This is a genomic window from Micromonospora sp. BL1 (assembly GCF_003667485.1).
Taxonomy (GTDB): domain Bacteria; phylum Actinomycetota; class Actinomycetes; order Mycobacteriales; family Micromonosporaceae; genus Micromonospora; species Micromonospora tulbaghiae.
Map to the genome: position 1 here is coordinate 1 of NZ_RCVK01000341.1, position 13,548 is coordinate 13,548.

General features: G+C 71.7%; 10 protein-coding genes. 4 read left to right on the forward strand and 6 right to left on the reverse strand.

What is annotated here, in order from left to right; translation table 11 throughout:
• Nucleotides 1-160 precede the first annotated feature (160 nt).
• Both EAD96_RS25805 and EAD96_RS25810 read left to right on the forward strand, forming a co-directional pair.
• Nucleotides 161-376: a zinc ribbon domain-containing protein gene (locus EAD96_RS25805; protein WP_013288739.1), complete on the forward strand. Its 216-nt coding sequence runs from the start codon at nt 161-163 to the stop codon at nt 374-376.
• A 155-nt stretch (nt 377-531) separates the two neighbouring features.
• The gene (locus EAD96_RS25810; RefSeq protein ID WP_121686088.1) at nt 532-3,348 is read left to right on the forward strand and encodes an adenylate/guanylate cyclase domain-containing protein; all 2,817 of its coding nucleotides are present in this window, start codon (nt 532-534) and stop codon (nt 3,346-3,348) included.
• A 45-nt stretch (nt 3,349-3,393) separates the two neighbouring features.
• Here EAD96_RS25810 and EAD96_RS25815 read toward each other — a convergent pair whose 3' ends face one another.
• Both EAD96_RS25815 and EAD96_RS25820 read right to left on the reverse strand, forming a co-directional pair.
• A complete protein-coding gene (locus tag EAD96_RS25815; RefSeq protein ID WP_121686089.1) occupies nt 3,394-3,936 on the reverse strand; it encodes a phospholipase in 543 nt (180 codons plus the stop codon).
• A gap of 160 nt (nt 3,937-4,096) precedes the next feature.
• Nucleotides 4,097-5,761 carry a glycoside hydrolase family 10 protein gene (locus EAD96_RS25820; protein ID WP_121686090.1) on the reverse strand — a complete coding sequence of 555 codons (1,665 nt, stop codon included), beginning with the start codon at nt 5,759-5,761 and terminating at the stop codon, nt 4,097-4,099.
• A gap of 272 nt (nt 5,762-6,033) precedes the next feature.
• On the opposite strand from EAD96_RS25820, the gene EAD96_RS25825 reads away from it, so the two are divergent.
• Nucleotides 6,034-7,527 carry an amino acid permease gene (locus EAD96_RS25825; RefSeq protein ID WP_120572985.1) on the forward strand — a complete coding sequence of 498 codons (1,494 nt, stop codon included), beginning with the start codon at nt 6,034-6,036 and terminating at the stop codon, nt 7,525-7,527.
• A gap of 68 nt (nt 7,528-7,595) precedes the next feature.
• Here EAD96_RS25825 and EAD96_RS25830 read toward each other — a convergent pair whose 3' ends face one another.
• From EAD96_RS25830 to EAD96_RS25845, 4 genes are read right to left on the reverse strand one after another with little or no spacing between them, the layout of a single operon-like run.
• Complete coding sequence (locus tag EAD96_RS25830) at nt 7,596-8,420, reverse strand: carbohydrate ABC transporter permease (RefSeq protein ID WP_121686091.1); 825 nt, start codon at nt 8,418-8,420, stop codon at nt 7,596-7,598.
• 10 nt (nt 8,421-8,430) lie between these two features.
• On the reverse strand, nt 8,431-9,393 hold the full coding sequence (locus tag EAD96_RS25835) for a carbohydrate ABC transporter permease (RefSeq protein ID WP_121686092.1): 963 nt from the start codon (nt 9,391-9,393) through the stop codon (nt 8,431-8,433).
• Between the two features lie 6 nt (nt 9,394-9,399).
• Nucleotides 9,400-10,731 (reverse strand): ABC transporter substrate-binding protein, encoded by a 1,332-nt coding sequence (locus EAD96_RS25840; RefSeq protein ID WP_120572987.1) that lies wholly within the window; start codon nt 10,729-10,731, stop codon nt 9,400-9,402.
• 37 nt (nt 10,732-10,768) lie between these two features.
• Nucleotides 10,769-12,280: an alpha-N-arabinofuranosidase gene (locus tag EAD96_RS25845; protein ID WP_121686094.1), complete on the reverse strand. Its 1,512-nt coding sequence runs from the start codon at nt 12,278-12,280 to the stop codon at nt 10,769-10,771.
• Nucleotides 12,281-12,430: 150 nt separating this feature from the next.
• Here EAD96_RS25845 and EAD96_RS25850 point away from each other — a divergent pair, with 150 nt between their 5' ends.
• Nucleotides 12,431-13,429 (forward strand): LacI family DNA-binding transcriptional regulator, encoded by a 999-nt coding sequence (locus EAD96_RS25850; protein ID WP_121686093.1) that lies wholly within the window; start codon nt 12,431-12,433, stop codon nt 13,427-13,429.
• Nucleotides 13,430-13,548 lie beyond the last annotated feature (119 nt).

Here is a 13,548-nt window from a genome sequence, read left to right on the forward strand (position 1 = left end):
TCGCGCTCGCGCCGGGGACGCGGGACGGGCGGGGCACCGTCGTCGGGCGGCGGCGCGGCGGGTCGCAGGGGCCGGGCCGTCGCTCGCCGTTCGCCGTCCACCACCCGTCGAGTATCACCCATCCGGGTGACGACGTCAGGCCCGGCCGTACGCTTGGGACATGCCCCGGTACGAGTTCCGTTGCCGCGCCTGCGGCGACACCTTCGAGGTCAACCGCCCGATGGCCGAGGCCGGACGGCCGGCCACCTGCCCGCAGGGCCACGCCGACACGGTGAAACTGCTGTCCACGGTGGCCGTCACCGGCCGGGGCGGCTCCGCTCCGAGCGGTGGGATTCCCAGCGGTGGCGGTTGCTGCGGCGGCTCCTGCGGCTGCTGACTTTCCGCCGCCCGTCCCGCGGGTCGATCGGGGTCTTGCCGCCGCTGTGATCTTTTGGCACCTTGGGGCGGAATCTGCCCAGCCGTTCTCACGATGCGTGACGGCACGACCATAGGGCAGCATGAACCCGACGTCACCGGGCGGAGGTTCGACGTATGTCGCAAGGACACCACCTCCCCAGCGGGTGGGTGACCTTCGTGTTCACCGACATCGAGGGTTCGACGCGGCTGGCCCGGATGCTCGGCCCGGTCTACCGCCCGGTCCTGCACGAGCACCGGCGGCTGCTGCGCGACACCCTGGCCGGCACCGACGGCGCGGAGCTGCTGACCGAGGGGGACTCGTTCTTCCTCGCGTTCCCGGACGCCGCCGCCGCGGTCCGCGCCTGCCTTACCGCGCAGCGCGCGCTCGCCGGCCACGACTGGCCCAACCCGGACGCCACCCCCCGGGTACGGATGGGGCTGCACACCGGCTACGCCGAGCCCCGCGACGGCGAGTACGCCAGTCCCGAGGTGCACCGGGCCGCCCGGGTGGCCGCCGCGGCGCACGGCGGGCAGGTGCTCTGCTCGGCCGCCACCGCCCAGCACGCCGACCCGCTGCCGGACGGGGTGTCCCTGCTGGACCTCGGGCTGCACCGGCTGCGCGGCTTCGACGACCGGGAGCGGTTGTTCCAGCTCGTCGCGCCCGGGCTGGAGCGGCGGTTCCCGCGTCCGCGTACCGCCGACGCGACAGCGCACAACCTGCCCACCCAGGTCACCTCGTTCGTCGGCCGGCAGGCCGAGCGGGCCGAGCTGGGGCGGCTGGTCGAGGCGTACCGCCTGGTGACGGTGCTCGGCGCGGGCGGCGCCGGCAAGACCCGGCTGGCGGTGGAGCTGGCCTCCGGGATCGTCGAGGACTACCCGGACGGCGTCTGGTTCGTCGACATCGCCGCGGTGACCGACCCGGGGCTGGTGGCGTTCGAGATCGCCGCCGTGCTCGGCCTCCGTCCCGAGCCGGGCCGGCCGATGCTCGACACCCTCGTCGAGTACGCGGCGCCGCGCCGGATGCTCGTGCTGCTGGACACCTGCGACGCCCAGACCGCCGCGTCGGCCGAGGTGATCAGCCGGCTGCTCGCGGGTGGCCGGGGGGTGCGGGTGCTGGCGACCAGCCGGGAGTCGTTCGGCGTACCCGGCGAGGTGGTGTGGCGGATACCGCCGCTGTCGGTGGACGAGGGGCCCGACGGCGGGGGCAGCGACGCGGTGGCGCTGCTGCTGGACCGTACCGCCGTGGCCCGGGGCGGCCGCGCGCCGGAGCCCGCCGAGCAGGCCGACCTGCACCGGGTGGTACGCCGCCTGGACGGGTTGCCGCTGGCCATCGAGCTGGCCGCGGCCCGGCTGCGGGTGCTATCCGCCGGGCAACTTGCCGAGCGGCTGGACGACATGCTGGGCACGCTCGACGCCGGCCGGGAGACCGCGGAACCGCCGCCGGTGGAGGCGGGCTGGAGCGGCAACCAGCAGGACACGGTGGACCTGGTGGCCGCCGCGACCGGCGCCGCCCCGCCCACCCCGGCGACCCGGGCGGTGCAGCGTTCGGCCAGCGAGCGGCACCTGACCATCCAGGCCACCGTGACGTGGTCGTACCGGACGCTGGGCGCGCGCTCGGCCCGGCTGCTGCGCTGGATGGCGGTGTTCGCCGGCCCGGTGGACCTGCCGACCGTGCAGTGGCTGCTCGACGAGGACCCGCTCGACCCGCTCTCGGTGCTGGTGGACAAGTCGATGGTGCTGGCCGAGCCGCACGCCTCCGGCAGCACCTACCGGATGCTCGACCCGATCCGGGCGTACGCGGCCCGGCGGCTGGTCGAGGCGGGCGAGGAGCAGAGCGCCCGGGACCGGCACGTCGCCTGGTGCCGGCACGCGCTGGACCGGGCACACCTGGGAGCGGACGGTCGCCCGGTGACGCTGTCCCTGTACGCGCTCGACCCGCTCGCGAACGAGTTGCGGGCCGCGTTGCGCTGGTGCGCCACCGGCGGCAGCGCCCGGTCGGGGCTGTCGCTGGCGGGTGACCTGGACCAGTGGTGGCGGGAGCGCGGGCTGGCCCGGGAGGGGCGGCTCTGGCTGTTCCGACTCTACGGCCGGCTCGCCGAGACCGGCGAGGTGATGCCGGACGCCGAGCTGGCCGCCGCGTACCACATGCACTCGCTGCACGCGGGCGCGGACGGCGAGTTCGGCGAGGAGCTGCGGTACTCGCAGCGGGCCGAGGCGGCGGCCCGGCAGTCCGGCGACCGGGGGCTGCTGGCCCGGGTGCTGGCCGGACGCGCCGCGCCGCTGGTCGACATGGGGCAGTTCGCCGAGGCGGAGCGGGTCTGCCGTGAGGTGATCGACTGGGCGTTCGCGCAGGACGTGGTGGGGGACGCGCTGCTGGCCGTCTACAACCTCGCCGAGCTGCTCTGGCGCCGGGGCGCGCTGGACGAGGCGGCCGACCTGCTCGCCGCGGCCCGCCCGGTCGAGGCGGCCCGGCCGGCCGAGCGGGGCGGCCGGTCGGTGGACATGCTGCTCGGCATGGTGGCCCTGGCCCGGGGCGATCTGGTCGCCGCGCACGAGCATCTGCTGGTGGCGTTGCGGTCCCGGATGAGCCACGGCTACCTGGGCCGGGCCTGCGACACGATCAACGCGATAGCGGTGCGCTGCGCGCTCGCCGGAGACGCGCTCTCCGCGGCCCGGCTGTTCGGGGCGGCGCAGGCCACCCGGGCGAACCTGCGGGCCACGCCGGGGATATACGGCCCGTACTGGTCGGCCCGGCAGAAGGAGCTGCGCCGGGTGCTCGGTGACGAGGCGTTCGACGCCGCCTACGGCGCCGGGTCGGGGCTGCGGCTGGACGAGGTGGCGGCGCTGGCGCTGCACGTCGAGCATCCGGACCTGGCCGCCGACTCGCCCCGGTTCGGCGTGCGGCCGCCGGGTTCCTGGCCGGCGTTCGAGCCACGCAGCACGGCCGGCTGAGCCGGACGGGGAGCCCGCCGGGCGGCGGACTCCCCGTGCGATGGGTCAGGCGCGCGCAGCGGCGCGACGTTCGGCGTCGGCCTTCATCCGTGCCGCGCGGTCGAGGTCGGCCTGGGAGACCGCGGCGACCGAGCCGAAGACGCTCACCGCCTGGTAGTACGTCCAGGCGAGGCTGTAGCAGGCGGGCCGGACCACCGCGTTGTACGTGGCGCAGACCCGCTTCAGGTCGGCGTAGAAGGCGCTGTCCAGGCGGGACTTGGCGGCCGAGAAGACGCCCATCGCCTTGTGGTTGCGGTAGCCGAAGTCGTGGCGGTAGCAGGAGAGCTTGAAGTTGAACCCGATCGGGTTGTCCGGGCTGGACGAGCAGTAGTCGGTGGACCAGTCGAAGCCGTACTCGGTCCAGGGCGCCCGGTTCTGCCGGGCGCTGTTCCAGGCGTTGTAGCTGGACGCGCTGGTCTGCGTCCAGCTGGTCAGGACGGACAGCTTCTGCTGGGTGCTCACCGCGGCGGCGGCCGGTGTGGCCAGACCGAGCATGGTGAGCAGGGCGAGCGCGCCGGCGGCGAGGGTGGTGGCGAGGCGACGGGACACGGGAACCTCCGCGGGTGGTGGCCGGGATCTCCGGATGTCGACAAGTGTCGATCAAATGGGTGAGCTGGGGCGATGCCCCGGAGAGCGGCTCGCTGACATCCGCCTGAACAGACGAATGCCCCCGGGTCGCGCGAGGCGGCCCGGGGGCATCCGGTGGGGGTCAGCGCACGAAGCGCGGCGGGCTCGCCGGGCTCTCGTTCGCCAGCCGGTCCAGCGCGGTCACGTAGTAGGTGTACCGGGCGCCGTCGGCCGCCGTGGTGTCCACCCAGGACTGCACGGCGCCGTCGGTGGCCCGAACGGTGCCGACCAGGTGCGAGGCGTCGGCGAAGTCGCAGCGCCCGGCCAGGCCGTGCCCGTCGAACCGGTAGATCGCGTACGACGAGGCGGTGCCGAGCGGGCCCTTGCCGTCGGCCGGCTGACGCCAGCTCAGGCGTACCCCGTCCGCCTCGCGCTGGGCCTTGGTGACCACCGGGAACAGCAGCGGCTTGCGCGGCAGGTGCGTCATGGTGGGCACCAGCGCCGGGCGGGAGTAGTGCTCGGCGGCGTAGATGTCGGTGGCGCCGAGCCGGTTCGCCCGGACCTGCACCGCGGAGAAGTGCACGTTGCCGAGCACCTCCGGGTACGACCGGTTGAGCGTCAGGTGGTTCGACAGCTCCTGCGGGTTCATCCAGAACGACCCGTACGCCGGGTCACCGCTCTTGTAGTCGGCCTGGCCGATGTAGAGCTGCACCCGCGTGCCGCGCACCTGCTCGGCCCACCACGGCACCAGCCGGGCGTAGTCGGCCGCCGGGTACTGGCCGATGTACCAGTAGAGCTGCGGCACGATGTAGTCGATCCACTCCTCCTTGACCCACTTGCGGGAGTCGGCGGAGATGATGTCGTACGACTGCGAGCCGGTGGTGTCCGAGCCGTTCGGGTCGGCCGACGCGTTGCGCCAGATGCCGAACGGGCTGACGCCGAACTTCACATACGGCTTGACCGCCTTGATCTTGGCGTTCATCTCCTGGATCAGCAGGTTGATGTTGTCCCGCCGCCAGTCGGCCTTGTCGGTGAAGCCCCGGTTGTACGCCGCGAACGTGGCGTCGTCGGGCACCTGGTGGGTGCCGCTCGGGTACGGGTAGAAGTAGTCGTCGAAGTGCACGCCGTCGATGTCGTACCGCTTGACCGCGTCCATCATCGCGGTCTGGACGAACTCGCGGACCTCGGGGACGCCGGGGTTGTAGTAGAGCCGGCTGCCGGCGACGCCGGCGGGCGGGTAGGCGAAGACCCAGTCCGGGTGCTGGCGGGCCGGGCTGTCCGGGGCCAGTTGCGACAGGTCGGCGCCGGCGCCGCCGGGCGCGGGCATCGAGACGCGGTACGGGTTGAACCAGGCGTGGAACTCCAGGTTGCGCTTGTGCGACTCGGCGACCAGGAAGTCCAGCGGGTCCCAGCCGGGGTTCTTGCCGCGTACGCCGGTCAGGTACTCCGACCAGGGCTCGTACGGCGAGGGCCAGAACGCGTCGGCGGTCGGGCGGACCTGGACCACGACGGCGTTGTGGTTGAGCTTCTGGGCCAGGTCGAGCCAGGCCAGGTATTCGGCCTTCTGCTTGGCCACCTGGTCCGGTGCGGTCCAGGAGTCCTTGCTGGGCCAGTCGATGTTCGTCACCGAGGCGATCCACATGGCCCGGAACTGGCGCTTGGGGGTGGCCGGGTCGGTGACGCAGTCGGTGGAGGGGGAAGTGGCGGTGCCGGTGTCGCCGGGGGCGGCCTGCGCCGGCGTGCCGGCGACCAGCGTGCCGAGCAGCGCCGCGGCCAGCGCGGCGGCTCCGAGCCGAGTTGCCTTCATGCGGTGCGGTCCCTTCGTCGGGTCCGGGGGGACGGTCGGCGGCGGGGCGTGGCGGCAAGATTCGCCGCGCTACCCATACCTCCGGTAGAAAACTTTCATCTATCCGTGCCCGGCGCAAGACCCTGACGGCCGATCGATGTCCCGTGTCGTCCGATCGGCCGGATCGTGACGATTCCGAGACACACGGTGCGGGATTGGAGCGGAAAACGGCTGGGTAGCTTGCCGGTCGCAGACCGCCACCGTGGCGGCCACACGGCGGGGGAGGTGATCAGATGTCGGTCCTGCGTACCAAGCCGATCCGGGACGTGCTCGCCCAGGGCGACGCCGACGGCGAGGACGGCAAACCGGGCCTGCGGCGCCGGCTCGGCGCGGTCGACCTGATGGGCTTCGGCATCGGCATCGTGATCGGCACCGGCATCTTCACGCTCACCGGCGTCGAGGCGCGCAACAGCGCCGGGCCGGGCGTGGTGATCTCGTTCGGCATCGCCGGCCTGGTCGCGCTGCTCGCCGCGCTCTGCTACGCCGAACTCGCCAGCAGCGTGCCGACCGCCGGCAGCGCCTACACCTACGCGTACGCGACGATGGGCGAGATCGTCGCCTGGATCATCGGCTGGGACCTGCTGCTGGAGTTCGCGCTCGGCGCGGCGGTGGTGGCCCGCGGCTGGTCCGGCTACCTCGCCGACCTGTTCGGCCTGCCCAGCGCCTGGTTCGCCGAGGAGGGCAGCGTCGTCAACCTCGGCGCGATCGGCATCGTGCTGGTGCTCGGCGTGGTCGCCATCGTCGGCATCCGCGAGTCGGCCCGGGTCACCAACCTGCTCGTGCTGGTCAAGGTGGCGATCTGTGCCTTCGTCATCATCGCCGGGCTGTTCTTCGTCAAGGCGGCCAACCTCAGCCCGTTCATCCCGTCCGCCGAGCCGGCCGGCGCCGGAGACGACGGCATCAAGCAACCGGTCACCCAGGCGCTCTTCGGGCTGGAACCCTCCGTCTTCGGCTTCGTCGGGGTGCTCACCGCCGCCGCCGTCGTGTTCTTCGCGTACACCGGGTTCGAGGCCGTGGCGAACCTGGGTGAGGAGACCCGCAAGCCCAAGCGGGACCTGCCGCTGGGCCTTCTCGGCACGCTCGTGATCTCCACGGTGCTCTACATCGGCGTCTCGCTGGTCGTGGTCGGCATGGTCAAGTACACCGAGATCGACGAGGGCGCGCCGATCGCGTCCGCGTTCCGGGCCGTCGGCGCGGGTTGGGCCGCGGTGCTCGTCTCCATCGCCGCCGTCGCCGGGCTCACCAGCGTGATCCTGGTCGACCTGGTGGCCATGGGCCGGATCGGCTTCGCCATCGCCCGGGACGGGCTCATCCCGCCCGCCATCGCCAAGGTGCACCCGCGCTGGGGCACCCCGTACCGGATCGCCGGGATCATGACGATCGCGGTGGCGCTGCTGGCCGGTTTCCTGCCGCTGTCGGCGCTCGCCGACCTGGTCAGCATCGGCGCGCTCTGCGCGTTCACGCTGGTCGCCATCGCGGTGCCGATCCTGCGCAAGCGCCGCCCCGACCTGGAGCGGCCGTTCAAGGTGCCGTTCTCGCCGGTGCTGCCGATCCTCACCGCCGTGGCGTGCCTCTACCTGAGCCTGAACCTGTCGGTGGAGACCTGGCTGCGGTTCCTCGCCTGGATGCTGATCGGCGCGGTCATCTACTTCGGGTACGGCCACCGCAAGAACCGGCTGGCCCGGCGCGAGCACTCGGACACCCCCGAGCCCGCCCCCACCCCCTGAGGCGGGCACCTGAAGGGCCCCCTTCTCGACGCCGGCGCGCGTCGAGAAGGGGGCCGTTCCCTATCCGCTCACCCCTTCAGGCCGCTGCGGGAGACGCCCTGGATGATGTGCCGCTGGGCCAGCACGAACAGGATCAGCACCGGCACGCTCGCCAGCACCGCGCCCGCCATGATCACCGGATAGTCGGTGACGTACGCGCCCTGGAGCAGGCCCAGACCCGCCGGCAGGGTGAGCCGTTCCGGGCTGAACAGCACGTACACCGGCCAGAGGAAGTCGTTCCAGTTGGTCAGGAACGACAGCACCGCGAGCGTCGCCAGCGCCGGCTTCGACAGCGGCAGCAGCACCCGCCGGAAGATCTGCCAGTGGTTCGCGCCGTCCAGCACCGCCGCCTCCTCCAGCTCGGCCGGGATGGACAGGAAGAACTGGCGCAGGAAGAACACCCCGAACGCGCTGGCCGCTCCCGGCACGATCACCACTGTGAGCGTGTCGATCCAGTTCAGCCGCTCGGCGATGATGAAGTTCGGGATGATCAGCGAGGTGGGCGGCAGGAACAGGGTGCCCACGATCAGCGCGAACAGCACCTTGCGGCCGCGGAACCGCATCCGGGCCAGCGCGTACGCGGCCATCGACGCGGTCACCAGCACCAGCAGCGTGTGCAGCGTGGCCGCCGCCATGCTGTTGACGAACCAGCGCAGCACCGGGTTCGCCGCGTTGTCGACGATCTGCCCGTAGCCGTAGGTGGAGAACGGGTCCGGCAGCCAGCCGGGCGGCACCCGCTGCGCGTCGTCGTACGTCTTCACCGAGGTCAGCAGCATCCAGACCAGGGGGGTCACGAAGATTGCGGTGATCAGCAGCAGGACGCCGTACCGCGCCACCGCGCGCATGTTCCTCATGTCGTAGCCCTCAGTCTTCCCGGTAGCGGAACAGCCGGAAGTTGACGACGCTCACCACTGCCAGCAACAGCGCGAAGAACACGCTCATCGAGGCGGCCCGCCCGGCGTCGTAGTCCCGCAGCCCCTCGTCGACGATCCGCCAGACCACGGTCCGGGTCTGTTCGCCGGGCGCGCCCTGGGTGATCAGGAACGCCTGCCCGAACACGTTCGCCGAGGCGAGGATCGTGGTGGTGAAGACGAACAGCATCACCGGCCGCAGGCCGGGGATCGTGACGTGGCGGAACCGGTCCCACGCGCCCGCGCCGTCCACCTTGGCCGCCTCGTACAGCTCGGCCGGGATGTCCTGGAGACCGGCCAGGTAGATCACCGCGTTGAAGCCGCACGTCCACCACACGGTCACGCCGACAAGCGACACCCAGGCCCACGGCACGTCGGTCACCCACGGGGTGTCCGACGGTAGCCCGGCCACGCCGAGCAGCCGGTTGACCAGGCCCAGGTTGGCGTCCAGCAGGAACCGCCAGAGCAGACCGATCACCGCCACGCCCAGCACGTACGGCGCGAAGAAGGCGGCCCGGAAGAACGTCCGGCCGGGGAACGAGCGGTTGAGCAGCAGCGCCAGCCCGAGCGGGATCACCACCAGCAGCGGTACGGAGAACAGCGTGAAGATCCCGGTGGCCCGGACGCTCGACCACCAGTCCCCGTAGATCGCCGACTCGCTGGAGAACAGGTCCCGGTAGTTGCCGAGCCCGACGAACGGCCGGTTGGGCAGTTGCAGGTCCCACTGGTGCAGGCTGATCCAGAGCCCGAACAGGATCGGCGCCAGGCCGAAGACGCCGAACAGGATCAGGTACGGCGCGAGGAAGAGGTACGGGGTCGCGCGGTTGCCGCGTTCCGTCGCGCCCCGGCGGCGGGTGGGCGCCGCCGGGGGCGGCGCGTTCTCACGCACCGCCCCGGCCTCGATCACGTCCGCCACGGCGGATCAGTTCCCGTACTTCTTGCGGTTGTCCTCGAGCTGCTTGTTCGCCTTGGCCACGCCGTCGTCGAGCGCCTGCTTCGGCGACTTCTTGCCCAGCGCCGCCTCGTTGAACGCGCTGTAGAAGGTCAGCATGACCTCACCCAGACCCGGCGCGGCGGGCGGGAAGGCGGCGTACTCCAGCTCCGGGGCGAGCGCGTTGACCTCGGTGAGGCCCTTGAAGTCGCCGCTCTCGCGGACCGCCTTGCGAGCCGGCACCTGGCCGCCCTTGGCCCAGTCGAGCGAGTGCTGGCTCAGCCAGTTGATGAACACCTTCGCCCCGGCGGTCTTGTTCGCGTTCGCGGAGCGCTGCTTGACGATGGTGAAGTTGTGCGAGTTCGCCCAGGCGGCCTTCTGGCTGCCGATCTGCGGCAGCGGCGCCACGCCCCACTGCACGTTCGGGCTCTTCTTCAGATCGTTGATCTGCCAGATGCCGTTCCAGGTGAACGCGTTCTTGCCGTTCTTGAACGCCAGGTAGTCGGCGTCCTGGCCGACGTTCGCCGGGGAGTGGCCCTGCTTGATCATGTCGACCAGCCAGGTGCAGGCCTCGACCGCCGGGTCGGAGTTGAACGTCGCCTTCGCCACCTCGGCGTCGAAGAGCGTGCCGCCCCACTGGTGCAGCAGGCTGTAGAAGGTCATCCCGCCGGTGAACTGGAACGGGCTGACCCAGAAGCCCTGCACGCCGGACTTCTTCAGCTCGGTGAGCGCCGCGGTGTACTCGTCCCGGGTCGTCGGCGGCTTCTCCGGGTCCAGGCCGGCCTTCTGCATGACGGCCTTGTTGTAGTAGAAGCCCAGCGGGTGCATGTCGAGCGGGATGCCGTACCGCTTGTCGTTGTAGAGGCCGCCCTTCCAGACCGTCGGGGCGAAGTCGCCCTCGCTCAGCTCCAGGGCCTTGGCCACGTCGTCCAGTTCGCTGATCGTGCCGCGGGCGGCGAACGTGGCGAGCTGGTCCATGTGCATGACCGCGATGTCCGGGCCGTTGCCGCTGGAGACCGCACCGGGGAGCTTGCTGTAGTAGTCCTGCCACTCGTAGGTGATCACGCTGACCGCGATGTTCTGGTGCTCGCCGTTGAACTGCTGGACGAGCGCCTTGAAGATCTCGCCGTCGCCGCCGGTGAAGCCGTTCCACAGCTTCAGGTCCACCTTCGGGCCGGTGTAGTCCTTGCCGCCGTTGCCGGACGCGCCGGAGCTGTCGGAGCTGCTGCCGCCGCCGCAGCCGCTGAGGGTCAGCGTGGCCGCCGCGCCGAGCCCGAGGCCGAGGCCGAGCAGGCGCCGCCGGCTCATCTCGTTCTGGATCATGGGTACTCCTTGGGGGACGGGATGGAGTATTGCCTGGTCACAGCGCCGGCACGAAGCGCAGCAGGTTCCAGGAGGTGGCCGGCAGCAGCACGGAGGCCCGGCCGCCGTCGACAGTGGGAGTGGTGAGGTCCCGGGGCGTGACCCGCTCCGGGTCCGCTTCGGTGTTCGTGGCGTCCGGGTCGGTTCCGGCCGCCACAGTGGTGTGCGCCTCGGCCCGCAGGCCGGGCAGGCCGCGCAGGTCCAGGTCGAGCGGGACGTCCTGCGAGCTGCGGTTCACCGCGAAGACGGCCAGCCCACCGGTCTCCTCGTCGTGCACGGCGACGGTGTCCAGCGCGGGCACGTCGCCGTACCGCCGGGTCTCGTAGGCCGGGCCGGTGGGCTCGGTCCGCAGCACGGTGCCGCGGGCGTACCGGGCGGTCAGCGCGAACGGGTGGAAGATGCTCTGCCGCCAGGCCGGGCCGCCGTTGCGGGTACGGATCGGGGCGATCACGTTGGCGAGCTGCGCCTGGCAGGCCACGCCGAGGCGGTCGGCGTGCCGGAGCAGGGTGATCAGCAGGTCGCCCACCACCACCGCGTCGACGGCCGTGTAGTCGTCCTCGATCAGCGCCGGCGCCTCGACCCAGCCGCGCCGGTCCAGGTCGGACTGGAGGCGGGACTGGTACCAGACGTTCCACTCGTCGAACGAGATCTTCAGCTTGCGCTTCTGCCGCAGCTTGGCGCCCACGTGGTCGGCGGTGGCGACGACCTCGGTGATGAAGGCGTCCATGTCGACGGCGGAGGCGAGCAGGCTGGCCCGGTCGCCGTCGGAGGGGTCGTAGTAGGTGTGGGCGGAGATGTAGTCGACGTGTTCGTAGGTGTGCTCCAGCACCGTCGCCTCCCACGCGGCGAACGTGGGCATCCCCCGGCCGGAGCTTCCGCAGGCGACCAGGCTGATCGAGGGGTCGATCATCTTCATCGCGCGGGCGGTCTCGGCGGCGAGGCGGCCGTACTCGTCGGCGGTCTTGTGCCCGACCTGCCACGGCCCGTCCATCTCGTTGCCGAGGCACCACAGCCGCACCCCGTACGGCTGCTCGGCGCCGTGCTTGCGGCGCAGGTCGGACAGTTGGGTGCCGCCCGGGTGGTTGGTGTACTCCAGCAGGTCGAGCGCCTCGGTGACGCCGCGGGTGCCGAGGTTGACGGCCATCATCGGCTCGACACCGGCCTCCGCCGCCCAGGTCATGAACTCGTCCAGCCCGAACTCGTTGGTCTCGATCGTCTTCCAGGCCAGGTCGAGCCGGCGCGGGCGGTCGCCGACCGGGCCGACGCCGTCCTCCCAGCGGTAGCTGGAGACGAAGTTGCCGCCCGGGTACCGGACCACCGACACGCCCAGCTCGCGGGTCAGGTCCAGCACGTCGCGCCGCAGACCCCGCCGGTCGGCGCTCGGATGTCCCGGTTCGTACACCCCGCCGTAGACGCAGCGCCCCATGTGCTCGACGAAGGAACCGAAGATCCGGCGGTCCGCCGGCGCGATCCGGAACGCCGGATCGATCGTGAGCTGCGCGTTCGGCACGATGCCAACCTCTCCCTCGCTGCTGTTGCGGGTGACCGCGGTCACTCCGCTTTCAGTGGTTTCTACAACGTTGTAAGCGCCCGTGTAAAGAGGCAGTCGCGTCGTCGTGGCGCGGTACAGTGCGGCCAGCGTTCACCGGAAGGAAGTGCAGTGCGGCACAGGCTCAAGGACGTCGCGGAGCGGGCCGGAGTGTCGGTGAAGACCGTCTCCAACGTCGTGAACGGCTACCAGCACGTGCGCGCCGACACCCGGGCCCGGGTCGAGGAGGCCATCGCCGCACTCAACTACCGGCCCAACCTGTCGGCCCGCAACCTGCGCAAGGGCCGTACCGGTGTGATCGCGCTGGCCGTGCCCGAGCTGGACATCCCCTACTTCGCCGAGCTGGCCCGGCACGTCGTCACCGCCGCCGCCGACCAGGGCTGGACCGTGCTCATCGACCAGACCAGCGGCGGCTCCGAACAGGAACGCAAGGCCGCCAGCGGCATCGGCGACCACATGATCGACGGACTGATCCTGAGCCCGCTCGCACTCACCGCCGACGACCTCGCCGCGCTGGCCGGCCTGCCCATGGTGCTGCTCGGCGAGCGCGTCGACCACGGCCCCGCCGACCACGTCATGATCGACAACGTGGCCGCCGCCCGCGAGATCACCGCCCACCTGATCGGGCTCGGCCGCCGCCGGATCGCCGCGATCGGCTCCCAGCGCACCCCCGAAGGCGCCAGCGCCCGGCTCCGCCTGGCCGGCTACACCGCCGCGCTGGCCGAGGCCGGCATCGCGTACGACGCCCGCCTGGTGGCGCCCGCGCCGGCCTGGCACCGCGCGGACGGCGCCGCCGCCATGCGGCACCTGCTCAGCACGGGGGTACGCCCCGACGCCGTCTTCTGCTTCAACGACACGCTCGCGCTCGGCGCGTTGCGCGCCCTGCACGAGATGGGCCTGCGCGTGCCCGAGGACGTCGCAGTGGCCGGCTTCGACGACATCGAGGACGGCCGCTTCTCGATCCCGACGCTGACCACTGTCGCCCCCGACAAGGAACGCATCGCCCGCCTCGCGGTCGAGCTGCTCGCCGGTCGCCTGGGCCCCGACCGCGACTCCCCACCGCGCGAGCTGGTGGCCCCCCACCACCTGGCCCTGCGCGAATCCGCCTAGCCCTGTTCTTGCCGTCGATCATGAAGTTGACGGCGAAGTCGATCTCCTTGAGTGCCGTCAACTTCATGATCGACGGTCTCTGGGAAGTCTCTGGGGCGGGGTGGGGTCAGTCGAAGAAG

Coding starts and splice junctions, on each gene's coding strand:
- EAD96_RS25810 (WP_121686088.1), top strand. CDS start 532: ATGTCGCAAGGACACCACCTCCCCAGCGGGTGGGTGACCTTCGTGTTC.
- EAD96_RS25825 (WP_120572985.1), top strand. CDS start 6,034: ATGTCGGTCCTGCGTACCAAGCCGATCCGGGACGTGCTCGCCCAGGGC.
- EAD96_RS25840 (WP_120572987.1), bottom strand. CDS start 10,731: ATGATCCAGAACGAGATGAGCCGGCGGCGCCTGCTCGGCCTCGGCCTC.
- EAD96_RS25820 (WP_121686090.1), bottom strand. CDS start 5,761: ATGAAGGCAACTCGGCTCGGAGCCGCCGCGCTGGCCGCGGCGCTGCTC.
- EAD96_RS25805 (WP_013288739.1), top strand. CDS start 161: ATGCCCCGGTACGAGTTCCGTTGCCGCGCCTGCGGCGACACCTTCGAG.
- EAD96_RS25830 (WP_121686091.1), bottom strand. CDS start 8,420: ATGAGGAACATGCGCGCGGTGGCGCGGTACGGCGTCCTGCTGCTGATC.